Annotated in this window: 16 protein-coding genes; 9 read left to right on the top strand and 7 right to left on the bottom strand. The window is 68.6% G+C overall.

The genetic code is table 11. From position 1 onward, the window contains the following. Positions 1-139 precede the first annotated feature (139 nt). Positions 140-2,458, top strand: a complete 2,319-nt coding sequence (locus ACNJ7K_RS10350; protein WP_487041606.1) for a HelD family protein — start codon at positions 140-142, stop codon at positions 2,456-2,458. A gap of 110 nt (positions 2,459-2,568) precedes the next feature. Further along, complete coding sequence (locus ACNJ7K_RS10355; protein ID WP_120283039.1) at positions 2,569-2,988, top strand: DUF732 domain-containing protein; 420 nt, start codon at positions 2,569-2,571, stop codon at positions 2,986-2,988. 4 nt (positions 2,989-2,992) lie between these two features. Here ACNJ7K_RS10355 and ACNJ7K_RS10360 read toward each other — a convergent pair whose 3' ends face one another. The 3 genes from ACNJ7K_RS10360 to uvrB form a co-directional block, all read right to left on the bottom strand. Then, a complete protein-coding gene (locus tag ACNJ7K_RS10360) occupies positions 2,993-3,445 on the bottom strand; it encodes a universal stress protein (protein ID WP_059381080.1) in 453 nt (150 codons plus the stop codon). A gap of 156 nt (positions 3,446-3,601) precedes the next feature. After that, complete coding sequence (locus ACNJ7K_RS10365; protein WP_487041607.1) at positions 3,602-4,474, bottom strand: SCO6745 family protein; 873 nt, start codon at positions 4,472-4,474, stop codon at positions 3,602-3,604. A 45-nt stretch (positions 4,475-4,519) separates the two neighbouring features. Continuing rightward, complete coding sequence (gene uvrB, locus ACNJ7K_RS10370) at positions 4,520-6,679, bottom strand: excinuclease ABC subunit UvrB (protein WP_016692792.1); 2,160 nt, start codon at positions 6,677-6,679, stop codon at positions 4,520-4,522. Between the two features lie 69 nt (positions 6,680-6,748). Between uvrB and ACNJ7K_RS10375 the strand changes: the two genes are divergently transcribed. From ACNJ7K_RS10375 to ACNJ7K_RS10400, 6 genes are all read left to right on the top strand, one after another. After that, positions 6,749-7,267 (top strand): DUF402 domain-containing protein, encoded by a 519-nt coding sequence (locus ACNJ7K_RS10375; RefSeq protein ID WP_120283042.1) that lies wholly within the window; start codon positions 6,749-6,751, stop codon positions 7,265-7,267. Positions 7,268-7,730: 463 nt separating this feature from the next. After that, positions 7,731-9,446, top strand: coding sequence for a sodium:solute symporter family protein (locus tag ACNJ7K_RS10380; protein WP_487041608.1), 1,716 nt, complete (start codon positions 7,731-7,733; stop codon positions 9,444-9,446). Next, positions 9,443-9,574 carry a putative transporter small subunit gene (locus tag ACNJ7K_RS10385; protein WP_220659986.1) on the top strand — a complete coding sequence of 44 codons (132 nt, stop codon included), beginning with the start codon at positions 9,443-9,445 and terminating at the stop codon, positions 9,572-9,574. The genes ACNJ7K_RS10380 and ACNJ7K_RS10385 overlap by 4 nt, the downstream gene beginning before the upstream one ends. A gap of 143 nt (positions 9,575-9,717) precedes the next feature. Next, positions 9,718-10,239: a DUF7373 family lipoprotein gene (locus ACNJ7K_RS10390; RefSeq protein ID WP_268653796.1), complete on the top strand. Its 522-nt coding sequence runs from the start codon at positions 9,718-9,720 to the stop codon at positions 10,237-10,239. 182 nt (positions 10,240-10,421) lie between these two features. After that, the gene (locus tag ACNJ7K_RS10395) at positions 10,422-10,613 is read left to right on the top strand and encodes a sigma factor (protein WP_487041618.1); all 192 of its coding nucleotides are present in this window, start codon (positions 10,422-10,424) and stop codon (positions 10,611-10,613) included. Positions 10,614-10,665: 52 nt separating this feature from the next. Continuing rightward, positions 10,666-10,809 (top strand): sigma factor-like helix-turn-helix DNA-binding protein, encoded by a 144-nt coding sequence (locus ACNJ7K_RS10400; protein WP_487041609.1) that lies wholly within the window; start codon positions 10,666-10,668, stop codon positions 10,807-10,809. 512 nt (positions 10,810-11,321) lie between these two features. On the opposite strand, the gene ACNJ7K_RS10405 is transcribed toward ACNJ7K_RS10400, so the two are convergent. From ACNJ7K_RS10405 to ACNJ7K_RS10420, 4 genes are all read right to left on the bottom strand, one after another. Beyond that, complete coding sequence (locus ACNJ7K_RS10405; protein WP_487041610.1) at positions 11,322-11,984, bottom strand: FMN reductase; 663 nt, start codon at positions 11,982-11,984, stop codon at positions 11,322-11,324. Beyond that, a complete protein-coding gene (locus ACNJ7K_RS10410; RefSeq protein WP_120283048.1) occupies positions 11,981-13,123 on the bottom strand; it encodes an LLM class flavin-dependent oxidoreductase in 1,143 nt (380 codons plus the stop codon). The genes ACNJ7K_RS10405 and ACNJ7K_RS10410 overlap by 4 nt, the downstream gene beginning before the upstream one ends. A gap of 97 nt (positions 13,124-13,220) precedes the next feature. Next, positions 13,221-14,438, bottom strand: a complete 1,218-nt coding sequence (gene coaE, locus ACNJ7K_RS10415; protein WP_183070713.1) for a dephospho-CoA kinase — start codon at positions 14,436-14,438, stop codon at positions 13,221-13,223. A gap of 47 nt (positions 14,439-14,485) precedes the next feature. Beyond that, positions 14,486-14,848 (bottom strand): hypothetical protein, encoded by a 363-nt coding sequence (locus tag ACNJ7K_RS10420; RefSeq protein WP_487041611.1) that lies wholly within the window; start codon positions 14,846-14,848, stop codon positions 14,486-14,488. Between the two features lie 293 nt (positions 14,849-15,141). Between ACNJ7K_RS10420 and ACNJ7K_RS10425 the strand changes: the two genes are divergently transcribed. After that, entirely contained in the window at positions 15,142-15,354 is a 213-nt protein-coding gene (locus tag ACNJ7K_RS10425; protein WP_016934979.1) for a hypothetical protein, read from the top strand. Positions 15,355-15,500: the final 146 nt, after the last annotated feature.

The following is a 15,500-nucleotide window of genomic DNA, read 5'->3' on the forward strand; positions in this document are numbered from 1 at the left end:
AATCGCACGCCCGCACTGCTGTGATCAGGCTTTCTGCCCGTTTCCCTCCTGCGGCGACTAGACTTCTCGGGCACTTTCGTCGACGCGTCACCTCTGCGGCGGCGAGCGATTTCGTCATGTCTATCCCCGAGGAGTCCCTGTGCCGGTTGATGGCGCGTCCCATCCGGAGCTCGATCGCGAGCAGGCCTACGTGGCGATGCTCTACACGCATCTCGACGGTCTGCGCGAGTACGCGAAGACCCGGCTGGCCCGCGTGCTGCGCGAGACCGGAGGCACCCCTCAGGCGCGCAGCGAACGCGAGTCGTACACCCACATGTACACCGAGGACATCGCGAAGTACGACGCCGCCGAGCACGGCCTGTGCTTCGGCCGCATCGACGTGCGGGACGACGGGACGGACACCTCCGGACCCACGACGGAGGACGGCGCGGAGATCCGCTACATCGGCCGCCTCGGCATCCTCGACGAGGACAACGACTACGAGTCGCTGCTGCTCGACTGGCGCGCGCCGCAGGCGCGTCCGTTCTACCTCGCGACCCCCGCCGCGCCCGACGGTGTCGTGCTGCGTCGCCACATCCGCAGCCGCGGCCGCTCCGTCACCGCACTGCACGACGAGTACCTCGACCTCGACGCCGCCCTCGAGCACGCCGACACCCCGCCGGCCGGTGGCGTGGCCGGAGAATCCGCGCTGCTTGCCGCTCTGAACGCCGCGCGCACCGGGCAGATGCACGACATCGTGGCGACGATCCAGGCCGAGCAGGACGCGGTCATCCGGTCCGAGCATCGCAGTGTCCTCGTCGTCCAGGGCGGTCCGGGCACCGGCAAGACCGCGGTCGCGCTGCACCGCGCGGCCTACCTGCTCTACACCTACCGAAAGCAGCTGGCCAAGAGCGGCGTGCTCATCGTGGGCCCGAACAGCCGCTTCCTCGACTACATCGGTCAGGTGCTGCCCTCGCTCGGTGAGACCGGCGTGCTGCTGTCGACGGTCGGGGATCTGTATCCGGGGGTCACGCCGACCGTCGAGGACGATCCCGTGGCCGGCGAGCTCAAGGGCTCCCTGGACATGGTGAAGGTGCTCGAGAAGGCCGTCCGCGACCGGCAGGAGGTGCCCCGCTCCCCCGTGCAGCTGAGCTTCGACACCTACGCGCTCACCCTCGACCGCAAGATGGTGACCCGCGCGCGGGGTCGCGCCCGGTCGTCCCGCCGACCCCACAACCTGGCCCGGCCGATCTTCGTGAACGGGGTCATCGACGCCCTGGCCGACCAGCTCGCCGGGATCATCGGATCCAATCCGCTCGGCGGCGCGAACCTGTTGAGCCGGGAGGACATCCACGACATCCGGTCCGAGATGCGTTCGGACCCCGACATCGTCGCTGCGATCGACGCGCTGTGGCCGGAACTGTCCCCGCAGCAGGTGCTCTCGGATCTGCTCGCCTCCCGCGACCGGATCGCGTCGGCGGCTCCGGCCCTGACCGACGAGCAGATCGACGCGCTGCACCGCCCCGACGCACCGGGGCATTTCAGCGCCGCCGACGCTCCCCTGCTCGACGAGCTCGCCGAACTGCTCGGTGTGGACGACGCCGCCGAACGCGAACGCGCGAAGCGACGCTGGCGCAAGCAGATCGCCGACGCGCAGGGTGCACTCGACATCCTCACCGGTTCGGCACCGCAGGATCTCGAGGACGACCTCGATCCCGAACTGCTCATGGCGTACGACCTGATCGATGCCACCCAGCTCGCCGAACGACAGAACCACCGCCGCCACGAAACCACCGCGGAGCGGGCGGCCGGCGATCGCACCTGGACGTACGGCCACGTGATCGTCGACGAGGCGCAGGAGTTGTCGGCAATGGCGTGGCGAACGATCATGCGCCGCATCCCGAATCGCTGGATGACCCTGGTGGGCGACACCGCGCAGACCGGGGATCCGGCGGGAACCGAGTCGTGGCAGCAGATCCTCGAACCGTACGTCGCGAACCGGTGGAAGAAGACCGAACTGACGGTCAACTACCGCACGCCGGCGGAAATCATGCAGATCGCGCACGCAGTGCTCGCGGAGATCGATCCCGACCAGGTGCCACCGCAGTCGGTGCGCGAGTCCGGTTTCGAGCCGTGGGCGCAGCACGTCGACGCGGACGCGGTGCTCACCACCGTGCAGGCCGCTCTCGACGCCGAGACCGGCCCGGGCACGACGGCCGTGCTCGTTCCGGCGCGGCTCGTGGGTGCGTGGGAGCATCTCGCGTCCGGGTCGGTCACGGTCGCGACCGTCAAGGAGGTCAAGGGCCTCGAGTTCGACGCGGTGCTGCTCGTCGAACCGGCCGAGATCCTCACCGATTCCTCACGCGGGATGAACGACCTGTACGTGGCGCTGACCCGCGCCACCCAGCGTCTCGGGGTGGTGCACTCGGAGCCGTTACCGGACGTGCTGACCGGTCTCGCCGCACCGACACACTGCTGAGGCGACACGGTCGAGCCGACACCGTCGAGCCCACCCACAACCGGTCACCGGACGGTACCGTCCTTCGGGGCAGGGAGACGGGACGGATCATCCGCGGAGGGAACGAACACGTGGCCTATCGGGCAGCGCACCACCGGATACGTCGAGCGGGGTGCGCGGCGTTTGCGGCGCTGAGCGGGTTCCTCGTCTCCGCCGCATGCGGATCGGTGACGCCGACCCAGGACGAAGCGCAAGCTGCGACATCCACGACGTCGATCGCCCCCACCTCGTCGACGCCGCCCGACGCGCGTTTTCTGCGGGTGAGGGAGGCACTGGACGCGTTCGGTCTGGTCGCCGACGTCAACGACGACACGGTGCTGGCGGTGGTGCGTGGGGTGTGCGACCAGTTGAGCGCGGGCGTGCCGGAGCACGACGTCCTCGTCACACTCCGGCCGATCGCCGCCTATGCCGCGGGCGCCTCGGGGTCGCGGATGTCGGCGGACGACGCCGCCGCGCGCTACCTCGAGACCGCCCGCGAAGAGTACTGCTGATCCGTCAGCGGACGGTGTGCACCACCAGTACGTCGCACAGGGCCTTGCGGGCGACGTCCGAGGGGACGGAGCCGAGCAGGCGCCCGGTCAGCGTGTTGAGGCCGCGGTTGCCGATGACGATGAGATCGGCGTCGACCTCCTCGACGAGCGTGAGGAGCGATTCGACGGGAGCGCCGACGATGGGTCGCTCGGTGATCTTGCGGGCACCGGCCACGGTCGCCTTCTCCCGTGCGGTGCGCAGGATCTCGTAGGTCGGTGCCGAGCCGGTGACCTGGTATGCCTCGTCGCGCAGCGCGTCGGCGGCCTGCGCGGTGTCCTTGGGGTCGGCCGGGTAGTAGGCGCAGGCGATCACCAGTTGGGCGCCGGCGTCGCCGGCCAGAGCAGCTGCCTTCTCCACGGCCCGATACGACGATTCGGAACCGTCGGTTCCGACGACTATGGTCCGGTAGGCGCTCATTCATCCTCCATCGAGTGTGTGGTCCATCGACGCGTGCCGTCGATGCCGTCGTCGACGGAGGACACGCACGCTCCCCCGCCATACGCTGCGTCGACAGTAGCGGGATGGGCGGCCCGGGTGGGACGTTTGGGTCTCATCCCACAATCGCGTTTGATGTTACCGCGCGTCACCGTAACGCGGGCCGAAGAGACCGGCGGGGAACACCTCGGCGTCGACGAAGGCGTCGCGCCACGGCAACGCGAGGTCGAGCAGACGCTCCACACCGTCGTCACCGAGCGCAATCCACGGCGCGACCGCGAGGTCGTCGGTGAGATCTTCGACGAGCTCACGCACCTCGAATCCTTCGCCGGTGAGCTCGCCACGCTTGTCGAGCAGCCCGCGCCCGCGCAGTTCCTTCTCGGCATCCGCCCACTCGTCCCGCGACCAGCCACGCAGCTTCCGGGCCGGATCGGTGGCGAACCCGATACCGGTCGCCGTGTGGGTGACGAGCGCATCGAGACCCGCCAGTCCCGCGGTCTGCAGCGCCGCGACATGACCGTCGCCGCGATACTCGCGCAACAGCGTCAGGGCGTGCCACAGCCGCAGGTGCGCCACCTCGGGCCAGGGCAGGTCGGCGTGGGCGGCGTAGAGTGGGCGCCCGTCGGGACCGGGGATCGCCCGCGCCGCGGTTGCCGCGAGCTCCGCAGCCTCGCTCATCTCCGCAGAATCGAGCACGTCCTGCCCGAGGACCCGCCGGTGGAGAGCGTCGAGTCCGCGCAACCGCGCCGCGGTGATCGCGGCCGGTTCGGCGCTCTGCCACACGGCCGGGACGGCCGATGCCACCAGGCGGGGCGAGAAGCTGTAGAACGTCGCCGTCACCACCCCGGGGCCGACAGCACCCAGAGGTGCCGCGCGTCCACCGAAGTACTGCGCAGCCGGTCCGTCGACGCCCAGCGCGGCGAGTTCGCTCGCGATGTCCGGCGCGAAGTAGACGACCGCGTGCAGCAGTTCGAGTGCGCGGGCAGCACGCCCGGCCGAAGTGGGATCCATGGGAAGCGACCCTACCGAGTCGCCGGCGCCGACCGGGGCGGGTGACTACTTCAGGCCCGCGGCGTCCATCCCGCGTAGTTCCTTCTTCAGATCGGAGATCTCGTCGCGGAGCCGTGCGGCCAACTCGAACTGCAGGTCGCGGGCGGCCTGCATCATCTGGTCGGTGAGCTGCTGCACGAGATCGGCGAGCTCGGCGCGCGGCATCGTCGAGGTGTCGCGACCTTCCACGACACCGGAGCTGACGGCCCGCCCGGACTCGCCCTGGGCTCGGCGACCACGCGAGGCGTTGCGGCCGGAGCCGCCCACCTCGACGGCCTCGGTGTCCTCGGCCTCCTGATAGACCTGGTCGAGGATGTCGGCGATCTTCTTGCGCAGCGGCTTCGGATCGAGACCGTGTTCGGTGTTGTAGGCGATCTGCTTCTCGCGACGCCGTTCGGTCTCCTCGATGGCCCGCGCCATCGAGTCGGTGATCTTGTCGGCGTACATGTGCACTTCGCCGGAGACGTTGCGGGCCGCGCGGCCGATGGTCTGGATCAGCGAGGTCGTCGACCGCAGGAAGCCTTCCTTGTCGGCGTCGAGGATCGCCACCAGCGACACCTCGGGGAGGTCGAGACCCTCACGAAGCAGGTTGATGCCGACGAGCACGTCGTATTCACCCAGACGCAGCTGTCGCAGCAGTTCGACCCGGCGCAGGGTGTCGATGTCGGAGTGCAGATAGCGCACCCGGATACCGAGTTCGAGCAGGTAGTCGGTGAGGTCCTCGGCCATCTTCTTGGTGAGCGTGGTGACGAGGACACGTTCGTCGCGCTCGGCGCGTTCGCGGATCTCGTGCACGAGATCGTCGATCTGACCCTTGGTGGGCTTGACGACGACCTGCGGGTCGACGAGGCCGGTGGGGCGGATGACCTGCTCGACGAACTCGCCGCCGGTCTGCCCGAGCTCGTACGGGCCGGGGGTGGCCGACAGGTAGACCGTCTGCCCGATGCGGGCGGCGAACTCCTCCCAGGTCAGGGGCCGGTTGTCGACCGCCGACGGGAGACGGAAACCGAAGTCGACGAGGTTGCGCTTGCGCGACATGTCGCCCTCGTACATCGCGCCGATCTGCGGCACGGTGACGTGCGACTCGTCGATGACCAGGAGGAAGTCCTCCGGGAAGTAGTCGATGAGCGTCGCCGGCGCGGACCCGGCGGGGCGTCCGTCGATGTGACGGGAGTAGTTCTCGATGCCGGAGCAGAAGCCGACCTGCCGGATCATCTCGATGTCGTACTGGGTGCGCATGCGCAGACGCTGAGCCTCGAGCAGCTTGCCGCGGTTCTCCAGATCGGCCAGGCGCTCCTCGAGCTCGGCCTCGATGCTCGCGACGGCGCGTTCCATGCGCTCGGGGCCGGCCACGTAGTGGGTCGCCGGGAAGATGCGCAGGGAGTCGACCTTGCGCACGACATCGCCCGTGAGTGGGTGCAGGTAGTACAGCGCGTCGATCTCGTCGCCGAAGAACTCGATCCGCACGGCGAGTTCCTCGTAGGCGGGGATGATGTCGACGGTGTCGCCCTTGACGCGGAACGATCCGCGGGTGAACGCCATGTCGTTGCGGGCGTACTGGACGTCGACGAGCAGGCGCAGCAGCGCGTCGCGCGGCACTTCCACACCGACCTCGAGCTGGATGGACCGGTCGAGATAGGACTGCGGGGTACCGAGACCGTAGATGCACGAGACGGACGCGACCACCACGACGTCGCGGCGGGACAGCAGCGACGAGGTGGCGGAGTGCCGCAGCCGCTCGACGTCGTCGTTGATCGACGAGTCCTTCTCGATGTAGGTGTCGGTCTGCGCGATGTACGCCTCGGGCTGGTAGTAGTCGTAGTACGACACGAAGTACTCGACCGCGTTGTTGGGCAACATGTCTCGCAGCTCGTTGGCGAGCTGCGCGGCGAGGGTCTTGTTGGGCGCCATCACGAGGGTGGGTCGCTGGACGCGTTCGATGAGCCACGCGGTGGTGGCGGACTTGCCGGTACCGGTGGCACCGAGCAGGACGACGTCCTTCTCCCCCGACTTCAGCCGACGCTCGAGCTCGTCGATGGCGGCGGGCTGATCGCCGGCCGGTTCGTACTCGCTGACGACCTCGAAGCGGGCCTCGGTGCGCTCGATCTCACCCACCGGCCGGAACTCGGAGTGTGCGACGACGGGATGTTCACTTGCGAACGCCATGGAATCCAGAGTAAGCGCTCCCACCGACACACATCGTGGTCCTGCGTGCGGCACGGTTCGCCCGCTAGCGTGCATCCCGTGCCCGCGACCCCGCATCCCGTGAAGACCGAGACGTTCGACGTCGCCGCGAAGACCAACATCGACCCGAAGGGCTTCGTGCGCGCGGTCGACGAGTACCGCGTCGAGGAGTGGGGGCTGTACATGGCGCGACCGTCCGACCACCCGCAGTTCCATTATCTCGAATCGTGGTTGCTGCCGGACCTGCGCCTGCGGGCCTCGATCTTCCACTTCACGCCGGGCAACGAACGCGACCAGGACCGGTACGTCGACGTCGGCGAGTTCCGGCGCGAGGGCGACGTCTGGTATTCCCACGACCATTATCTCGACCTGATCGTCCGTACCGGCCGCGACACGGTCGTCGAGGACATCGACGAACTGGTGGTCGCGGTCACCACCGGGATGATCGACGCGGCGGCGGCCGAGACGGCGATCGATACGGCGCTGCGAGCGGTGGACGGCATCGCCGCGCACGGCCACGACCTCGACGCGTGGCTGCGGGAACGGGGCGCGCCCGTCTCCTGGCGCTGACGCGCACCACCGCTGCGCAGGTGCCGTCACCTGCGCAGACAGCGGAGGCGCAGGAGCGAAAAAGTTACTGCCGCAAAGGACATGGTAATCTGCCTCGGCCGGCGAAGCAGTGCACCGAGAAGGCGACCATCGGGGCCGGCCCGGATCGCCCCTCCGCGTGCACATCGCCCGACCGAGGACACCCCTCGCGCCGGCGGCGCGCGCCCGTGCAGCCCACGAGCGCCGACGAGAACGCCGCCGATCTCTTCGTCGGCACACGCCCGGATCCGGGCGTGCCCTGCTGGAGCGGTATGCCGTGCCCGCCGGCCCCTGGCCGATCGGGCGCTCGACGCATGCCCACCGTCCGGCAGTGGATCGGACCGACACCGAAGCGGAACCGACGGACAGGACGCGCACAGCGCGCCCCGGGGTTCCGCTGCGCTCCGAACGCTGCGGACGTGACGCGAAGACGAAGGAGGTCGCAGTGAACGGCACCGAGCTCGTTCAGTTCAGCGCCGCGACGATCGTTGCTCTACTCGTATTCTTCTACGGCGGAACGCTTCTCATCTCCGCCCGCATCGGGAAGAAGGACGAGAACGCCGACGGCTACATGACCGCCGGCAACAAGGTCGGTTTCGGGGTGTCGGCGGCCAGCATGACTGCCACCTGGATCTGGGCGTCCTCGCTGTACGCCTCGGCGACCTCCGGATACACCTACGGCATCTCCGGCCCCATCCACTACGGGCTGTGGGGCGCGTTGATGATCCTGTTCATCTACCCCTTCGGCAAGCGGATCCGCGCGGTCGCGCCGAAGGCGCACACCCTCGCCGAGGTCATGTTCGCCCGGCACGGACGGTCGAGCCAGCTCATGCTGGCCGGCTCGAACCTCGTCGGCAGCCTGATCAGCCTGATGTCCAACTTCATCGCCGGCGGCGTGCTCATCTCGCTGATCTCGCCGTTCGGTTTCGTCCAGGGCGTCGTCTTCATCGCTGCCGGTGTGCTGCTCTACACGCTGTGGTCCGGCTTCCGCGCGTCCGTGCTCACCGACTTCGTGCAGGTCGTGGCGATGCTCGGTGCGGTCGTCGTCATCATCCCGGCGGTCTTCTTCGTCACCGGCTTCCCCGACGCGTTCGACAGTGGGTCCGCGAACCTCACCGACCAGCAGGGCGACTTCTTCTCGAGCGACGCCTTCCTGAACCAGGGCGCGCCGTACATCGCAGCCGTGCTCGCGTACGCCATCGGCAACCAGACGATCGCGCAGCGCCTGTTCGCGGTGCGCGAGGATCTCATCAAGCCGACCTTCGTCACCGCGACGATCGGTTACGGCGCGACCGTCATCGGCGTCGGCATGTTCGGTGTGCTCGCGCTGTACCTGGGCGTCGATCCGATGGACGGCGACGTCAACAACATCGTGCCGCAGATGGTGGCGTCGTTCCTGCCCACGGCACTGGTCGTCGTGTTCTTCGTCATGATCATCGGCGCGTTGTCGTCCACGGCCGATTCCGATCTGTCGGCGCTGTCGTCGATCGTCATGGCAGACATCTACGGCCAGAACATCGCCGGCGGCACTCGCAACGCCGATCCGAAGCGGATGCTGTTCATCGGGCGCGCCACGATGGTCGTCGCGACCGCCGCCGCCGTGGCGTTCGCGAGCATGCGGCTGAGCATCCTCGACCTGCTCGTGTTCGTCGGTGCACTGTGGGGTGCGCTGGTCTTCCCCGTCATCGCGAGCTTCTACTGGCACAAGGTCACCAACAAGGCGTTCACGATTTCGGTGCTCGTCGCCCTGGCGGCGTTCCTGCCGGTGCGTTTCGGATGGTTCCCGATGGACGGGGTGATCCCCTGGACGGTGGACATCGCATCGGTGATCGGTGTCGGCGTGATCGCGGGCCTCATGGCGTTCGGCTTCTTCGGACTCCGGGCCGCACGCATCGTCGGTGTCATCGCCGCCGTGGCCGTGGCGCCCTTCGCGCTCGGCTCGGTCCACGACTACGCCGTGCTCAGCGCCTCGCTCGTCGCCTACGCCGTCAGCACGGTCATCTGTTGGGCGATGTCCGTGAACTCCGACGAGGACTTCGACTTCGAGGTCATCGCGCAGCGTGTCGGTGACTTCGACGTGGCGGAGGACAACGCACCCGAGAACGACGCTGCGCCCGAGAAGAACCCCGCGGCAACCACTCTGGAGAAGGAGAATCGATGAGCACGCTCGCACTGACCATCTACGTCCTGATGTGGCCCGTACTCGTCGCCGGTGTACTGGCGGTGCTGTGCCGCGGGTTCTTCAAGGAGTGGCTGCAGGCCCGACGGAACGGCGAAGATCTGATCTGACCCTCCCCGCGGAATTTCCTTTCGGCGCCCGGGACCGCATGCGCGCGGTCCCGGGCGCCGAGTTCGTGAGGTCATGGCGTTCGGCACGTTCCCACCGAACAGTTGTGAATGGCGTCACGGATCCGCCGGGGCGGGGCACATTCATGCGGTCCGCGCTCTCCGATCCGCGTCACGTATCGATCCGTGTTCGCACGCCGAGGAGAGAGCCGACCCAGGCGTACATCTCGTGCCACGCGCGCCGTCCTGGCGGACGGTGCCGGCGATCTCCTCATCCCGCACGTACCGAGAGGATCATCGAGGTCACCGGAACCGACCGGATCGCCAAGGCCGCGTCGAACGTCTACCGCATGGCCGGTGCCGCAGAGGTGGAGCTACTGCGGGACGACTTCGTCGAGACGACCCGGGAGATGTATCCGGACCTCGTCGAGGACGAGACGGTTCCGCAGAACATCCCCGACACACGCTGCTGGTCGGGTGATGTGGCGCAGGGGCGGGCGCGTGTGTGCCTGATGGTCCACGGGCGGTACATGGCAGAGTCCTCGGGACTGCGACCGGTGGGGAACGAGGCTCCCGAGAACGACTCGCTTCGTACGATGTCACAGCGGGTGGCCACCCAGTACGTGAAATTCGTCCGATCCGAGGAGATGAGCTTGGGAGAGAACTGATCTCGCGGTATTGTCGACGGGTGGTCGACGCTACCCCCGACGGCGTCGACCACGTCGAACCGCGGCATATTCGTAACTCCCCCGCCCGTCGAGCAGAGCCTCGAATGTGCATGCGGGACAATGTGACTGCTCGGGGTGGTCAGGGGGCTCGATGAACGAGGCCGAGTTGACTGCAGGATGCACTGCTCGCGGCGTGGAGGAATCTCGACACATTCCGTGGCACAGCAGCATTCGGAACGTGGCTGTATCGCATCGCGAGCAATGCGGCGCTCGTCGTCGTGCGCAGACGATGTGGCGAGGTCCCCGGCGACCGAGTCGGGGACGAATACGCATCCGGGGAAATACTTCTCGCCGAGAAGCGCGGTCGACGGTGATGCGGGCCGTCGAGCCCTTTTCCTGCTCCCCGAACAGTTTCGGGTCGCGATCGTGTTGCGCGAATATGCACAACTCGGTCACGCCGAGATCGCAGCCCATCAGGGAGTGGGTGTGCAGACGATGAAGAGCCGAATCAGTCGTGCCCGTGGGCAACTCGTCGATCTGCCGAGTCCGGCACTGCTCGGCGCAGAATGAGTCGCTTCCGACCGGCGGTCGGCCCCATATCGATCCGGCAACGACGATCGGGGCGGCCGGCACGGAGGGCACCGAACGGCCGGAGAAACCCGGAAGGATGAGCAATGACACGAAGCGAACCGAATCCGTTGCCCTCGTCGGGGGAATCGCTGGGTCTCGACCTGATGGACCGGATACCCGAACTACCCGAGAGCGTCTGGTGTCGGGTGCTCGATATCGCCACCGATCCCCTCACCCCTCGCATCGGAACCGAGCTGGTTCCTGTGGTCCGAGGTCGGGGACCGGGTATTCGGTTTGGCCTGGTTCCCTTATCCCGCCGGAACGTATGCGCAGTACACGGCCGGGCCACAGCGACCGGCTGGCCGATCGACTGCACCTCTCGATCGTGGGGCACTGGCGGTCGGCGGACTGTATCGGGTGAACGGCCCGGCGGCCGAGTTGCGCGCTCTGGCCGCGGACCTGCTCAGCGCGCACCTACCGGCCGACGGCCGACCGGACCGCGACGTCGGGGGTCACCCCAGGTGAGCGCCGATCAGTTCCCGGAAGGACGGTCCGTCCGTGTGGACCGCGTTCCCCGACACGCGCGGCCGTCCGGCGGGCGAGGCGTCCGAGACCACGTGTGGTGATCCCGTGCTACGGGTGATCTGTTCGGCGAGTTCGTCCGCAGCCCTGTCGATCCGCGCCTTCAGCGCCGTGGCGGCATCGCTCTCTCCGAAGTCGTCGGTGGCGGCGAAGACGCCGGTGGGCACGACGAGCGCGCGCAGGTAGCTCAGCAGCGGCCGCATCGCATGGTCGAGGACCAGCGAGTGCCGGGCGCTGCCCGCGGTCGCGGCGATCACCGTGGGCACACCGGTGAGCGTGTCCGGATCGAGCGCGTCGAAGAACATCTTGAACAGGCCCGAGTAGCCGGCGGCGAAGACCGGGCTCACCGCGATCAGCCCGTCGGCGGTCGCGAGCTGTTCGCGGGCCCGCGCGACCGCCGCGGTGGGGACACCGGCGGTGAAGGTGGTGGCGAGATCCGTCGCGAGGCTGCGCAGTTCGATCACCTCGATCTCCGCGTGGTCGCCCCGCGCGCCGACCGCGACGCGAGTGGCCTCGGCGATGCGGTCGGCGAGCAGACGGGTGGTGGACGGTTCGGACAAGCCGCCGCTGACGACGACGATGCGGCGGGTCATCGGACGTCCGCCTCCTCGGGCACGAGGTCGATGCGGGCCGGGATCACCTGGCGGTGCGCCGAGTCGGCCCCCTGCGCGGCGAGGGTGGTGTGCGTGGGCGGGTCGGACGGCACGTGGGCGGGGCGGCGACGTTCGAATTCCGTTCGCAGCACCGGCACGACCTCCCGGCCGAGGATCTCGATCTGCTCGAGCACGACGTCGAGCGGCAGGCCGGCGTGGTCCATGAGGAACAGCTGACGCTGATAGTCGCCGGCGTAGTCGGCGAAACCGAGCGTGCGTTCGACGACCTGCTCGGGTGTGCCGACGGTCAGCGGTGTCATCGTCGAGAAGTCCTCGAGCGACGGGCCGTGACCGTAGACGGGAGCGTTGTCGAAATAGGGACGGAAGATCCGCTTCGCCTCGGCCTCGGTCTCCGCCATGAACACCTGGCCGCCGAGCCCGACGATGGCCTGGTCTGCGGCGCCGTGACCGTACTGCTCGAACCGCTGCCGATAGAGGGCGATCATCTGCTGGATGTGTTCCTTGTTCCAGAAGATGTTGTTGTGGAAGAAGCCGTCGCCGTAGAAGGCGGCCTGCTCGGCGATCTCGGGCGAACGGATGGAGCCGTGCCAGACGAAGGGCGGGGTGTCGTCGAGCGGCCACGGGGTGGAGGTGTAGCCGTGCAGCGGTGTGCGGAACTTGCCCTCCCAGTCGACGACGCGTTCGCGCCAGAGCCGTCGCAGCAGGTGGTAGTTCTCGATGGCGAGCGGGATGCCCTGCCGGATGTCCTTGCCGAACCACGGGTAGACCGGTCCGGTGTTCCCGCGTCCCATCATGAGGTCGACGCGGCCGCCGGAGAGGTGCTGCAGCATCGCGAAGTCCTCGGCGATCTTCACCGGGTCGTTGGTGGTGATGAGGGTGGTCGCGGTCGAGAGGATGAGCTTCTCGGTCCTCGCGGCGATCCAGCCGAGCATCGTCGTCGGCGAGGACGGGACGAAGGGTGGATTGTGGTGCTCGCCGGACGCGAAGACGTCCAGACCCACCTCCTCGGCCTTCAGCGCGATCTTCGTCATCGCGACGATGCGCTCGTGTTCGGTGGGGACCCGGCCCGTCGTGGGGTCGCGCGTGACGTCGCCGATGGTGAAGATGCCGAACTGCACGGTCGAACCTCCGTCAAGTAGTTGAACTGTCAACTACTCTAACGGATGGAGCGTCCGGAAGATTCCCGGGCGGGTCTCCGCCCGGGATCCGGACTCCCTAGGCCGACCAGCCGGTGCTCTCGGCCCACTCCCACGCGCGATGATGCGCCCGGTCGAACCACGGTGCCTTGAGCGCCGCGTAGGTCGCGGCCGCCTCGGCAGGATCCGACTTCTGTGCCGCTTCAGTGGCGGCATCGGCCTTGAGGTCGGCGTACTCGCGCCTCGCGGTGTCGACCGCGGACAGCCAGTCGCGCAGCAGCAACGCGAACTGCTGGGCGGGCCAGCCGTCCACCCGGACCGCCACCCGCGCCGGACGACCGGGATCGGCGCTGCCGTGCAACCGCATCTCCCAGACCGCCGGGTCGGTCTCTCCCCCGGCACCGTAGGACGGCTTCGGTTCGTCGGTCACCACATCGTCGATGCCCGGGAAGCCCGCAGCGGCCAGCGCGGGTGCGAGCGCGTCGGCGGCCGCGAGGTCGCCGACGGTGATCTGCAGGTCGATGACGTCGACGGCGGCCAGGCCGGGCACCGCGGTGGAGCCCACGTGGTCGATGCGCTTGGCTGCGCCCCCGGCTGCGAGGGCCAGCCGGGCGATGAGCCGCTGCGCCTGTCGATGCCACTCCTCGCGCGCGGGCACGAGCACCGGATCAACCCCGACCACCGTGCCGGTGCGCAGATTCTTCTCGAACGGCACCAGGCGGTCGTTCCACAGCGTCCGGACCTGTTCGACCAGCACCTGCTGATCACCGGTGTTGTCGAGCCACACATCGGCGACCTCGCGCCGCTGTTCCTCCGTCGCCTGCGCCGCGATCCGCGCGCGGGCGTCCGCCTCGGGCATGCCGCGCAGTTCGACGAGGCGCCGGATCCGCTCCGTCTCGTCGGCATGCACGACGGCGACGAGATGGAAGGCCGGCGCCATCCCGCCCTCGACGAGCAGCGGGATGTCCTGCACGACCACCGCGTCGTCGGGCGCAGCGGCGACCAGCTCGGCGGTACGGCGCCCGACCCGGGGATGGGTGATGGCGTTGAGAACCGCGCGGGCATCCTCGCTGGCGAACGCTTTCGCCGCCAGGGCCGGGCGGTCGAGGGTGCCGTCGGGCTGCAGGATGTCCTCACCGAAGGCGTCGACGAGCTCGGCGAGTCCCTCGGAGCCGGGAGCGACGATCTCCCGGGCGACGACATCGGAGTCGACGATCACCGCCCCGAGTTCGACAAGCTCCTTGGCGACGGTCGACTTGCCCGCGCCGATTCCTCCGGTCAACCCCATTCGCAGCACGCTGCCCAGTCTCGCATCAGCGCGTCGCCGAGGCATCTTCGCGGTCCCTACGACGCCTCGCGCATCGTCAGTCCCGACAGCGCGACGACATACTCGTCCGTCTGTTCGTCGAAGTCGACCGTGTACACCGTCGGGTAGTAGCCGGTCCGCCGGTAGGACGACGGTTGTTTCACGACTTCCCGCAGGGACGGCTTCGTCGCCGGCCACTCCCGCGTCATCATCGGCTCGATGAAGATGAACTCCCCGTCCCACGACCCGGCAGCCGCGCCGCGCGCTCCGCGAACTCGGGTGCGGCGGCCGAGGGTGGCGCGGGCCGCGACGACCGCCGCCGCCACGAGCGCCCCCTGCAGGCCGGCGACGAAGCCCTCCGGTGACCCGCCGGGTAACAGCGACTCGGCGGACAGGAACACCTCGAGGACGATCCGTGTCGAGGTGTGTGGACCTCGGACACGGTGCACCGCGTCGCTTGGGACGAACCGGGTGCACTTCTCGGACCGCTCGGGAGTCACCGACATCTCCCCGTCGGAGCGGCCAGGGATCACACGCCGATCACGGCAGGGTCACGGGGTGGTCGCAGCACCGCTCGGGAACCGGACACACCCCCTCCTACCTGGGGCAAATGCGGAGAATTCGACGTCGTGTCCGATATCGTCGTTGCGAAGCGTCCGTCCCGGCTCGTCCGGAGCATTCGAGAAGGCAGGCCATGCGATCCTCCACCTCCACCACAGGTCGGCATCGCCTCGGCATGGAAAACGGTGTTCACTGCATCCTCATCCCCGAGGTCGCTGCCGCCCTCGCCGAGCACCGGCGGAACTGGTTCACCGCGCTGCTGACGAACGCGCGCCACAGCCACGCCGCGATGCGCAAGCGGGCGACGGCCCTGCCCGCGCAGTGGGCCACTCCCGCCGTGGGGTGAGCTCGCCGTGAGCTGAACGCCTGCTGTCCAGAACGAACGAAGACCGGCCCCCTCCGCCGTTGCGGAGGGGGCCGGTCTCGTCGTGTTCCGGGAGCCTCTGCGCCCGAGCACCGGTGCCGCTGTAGAACGCGGACGGCCCCGCACCG

The organism is Rhodococcus shunpengi (assembly GCF_048381395.1).
GTDB lineage: Bacteria > Actinomycetota > Actinomycetes > Mycobacteriales > Mycobacteriaceae > Rhodococcus.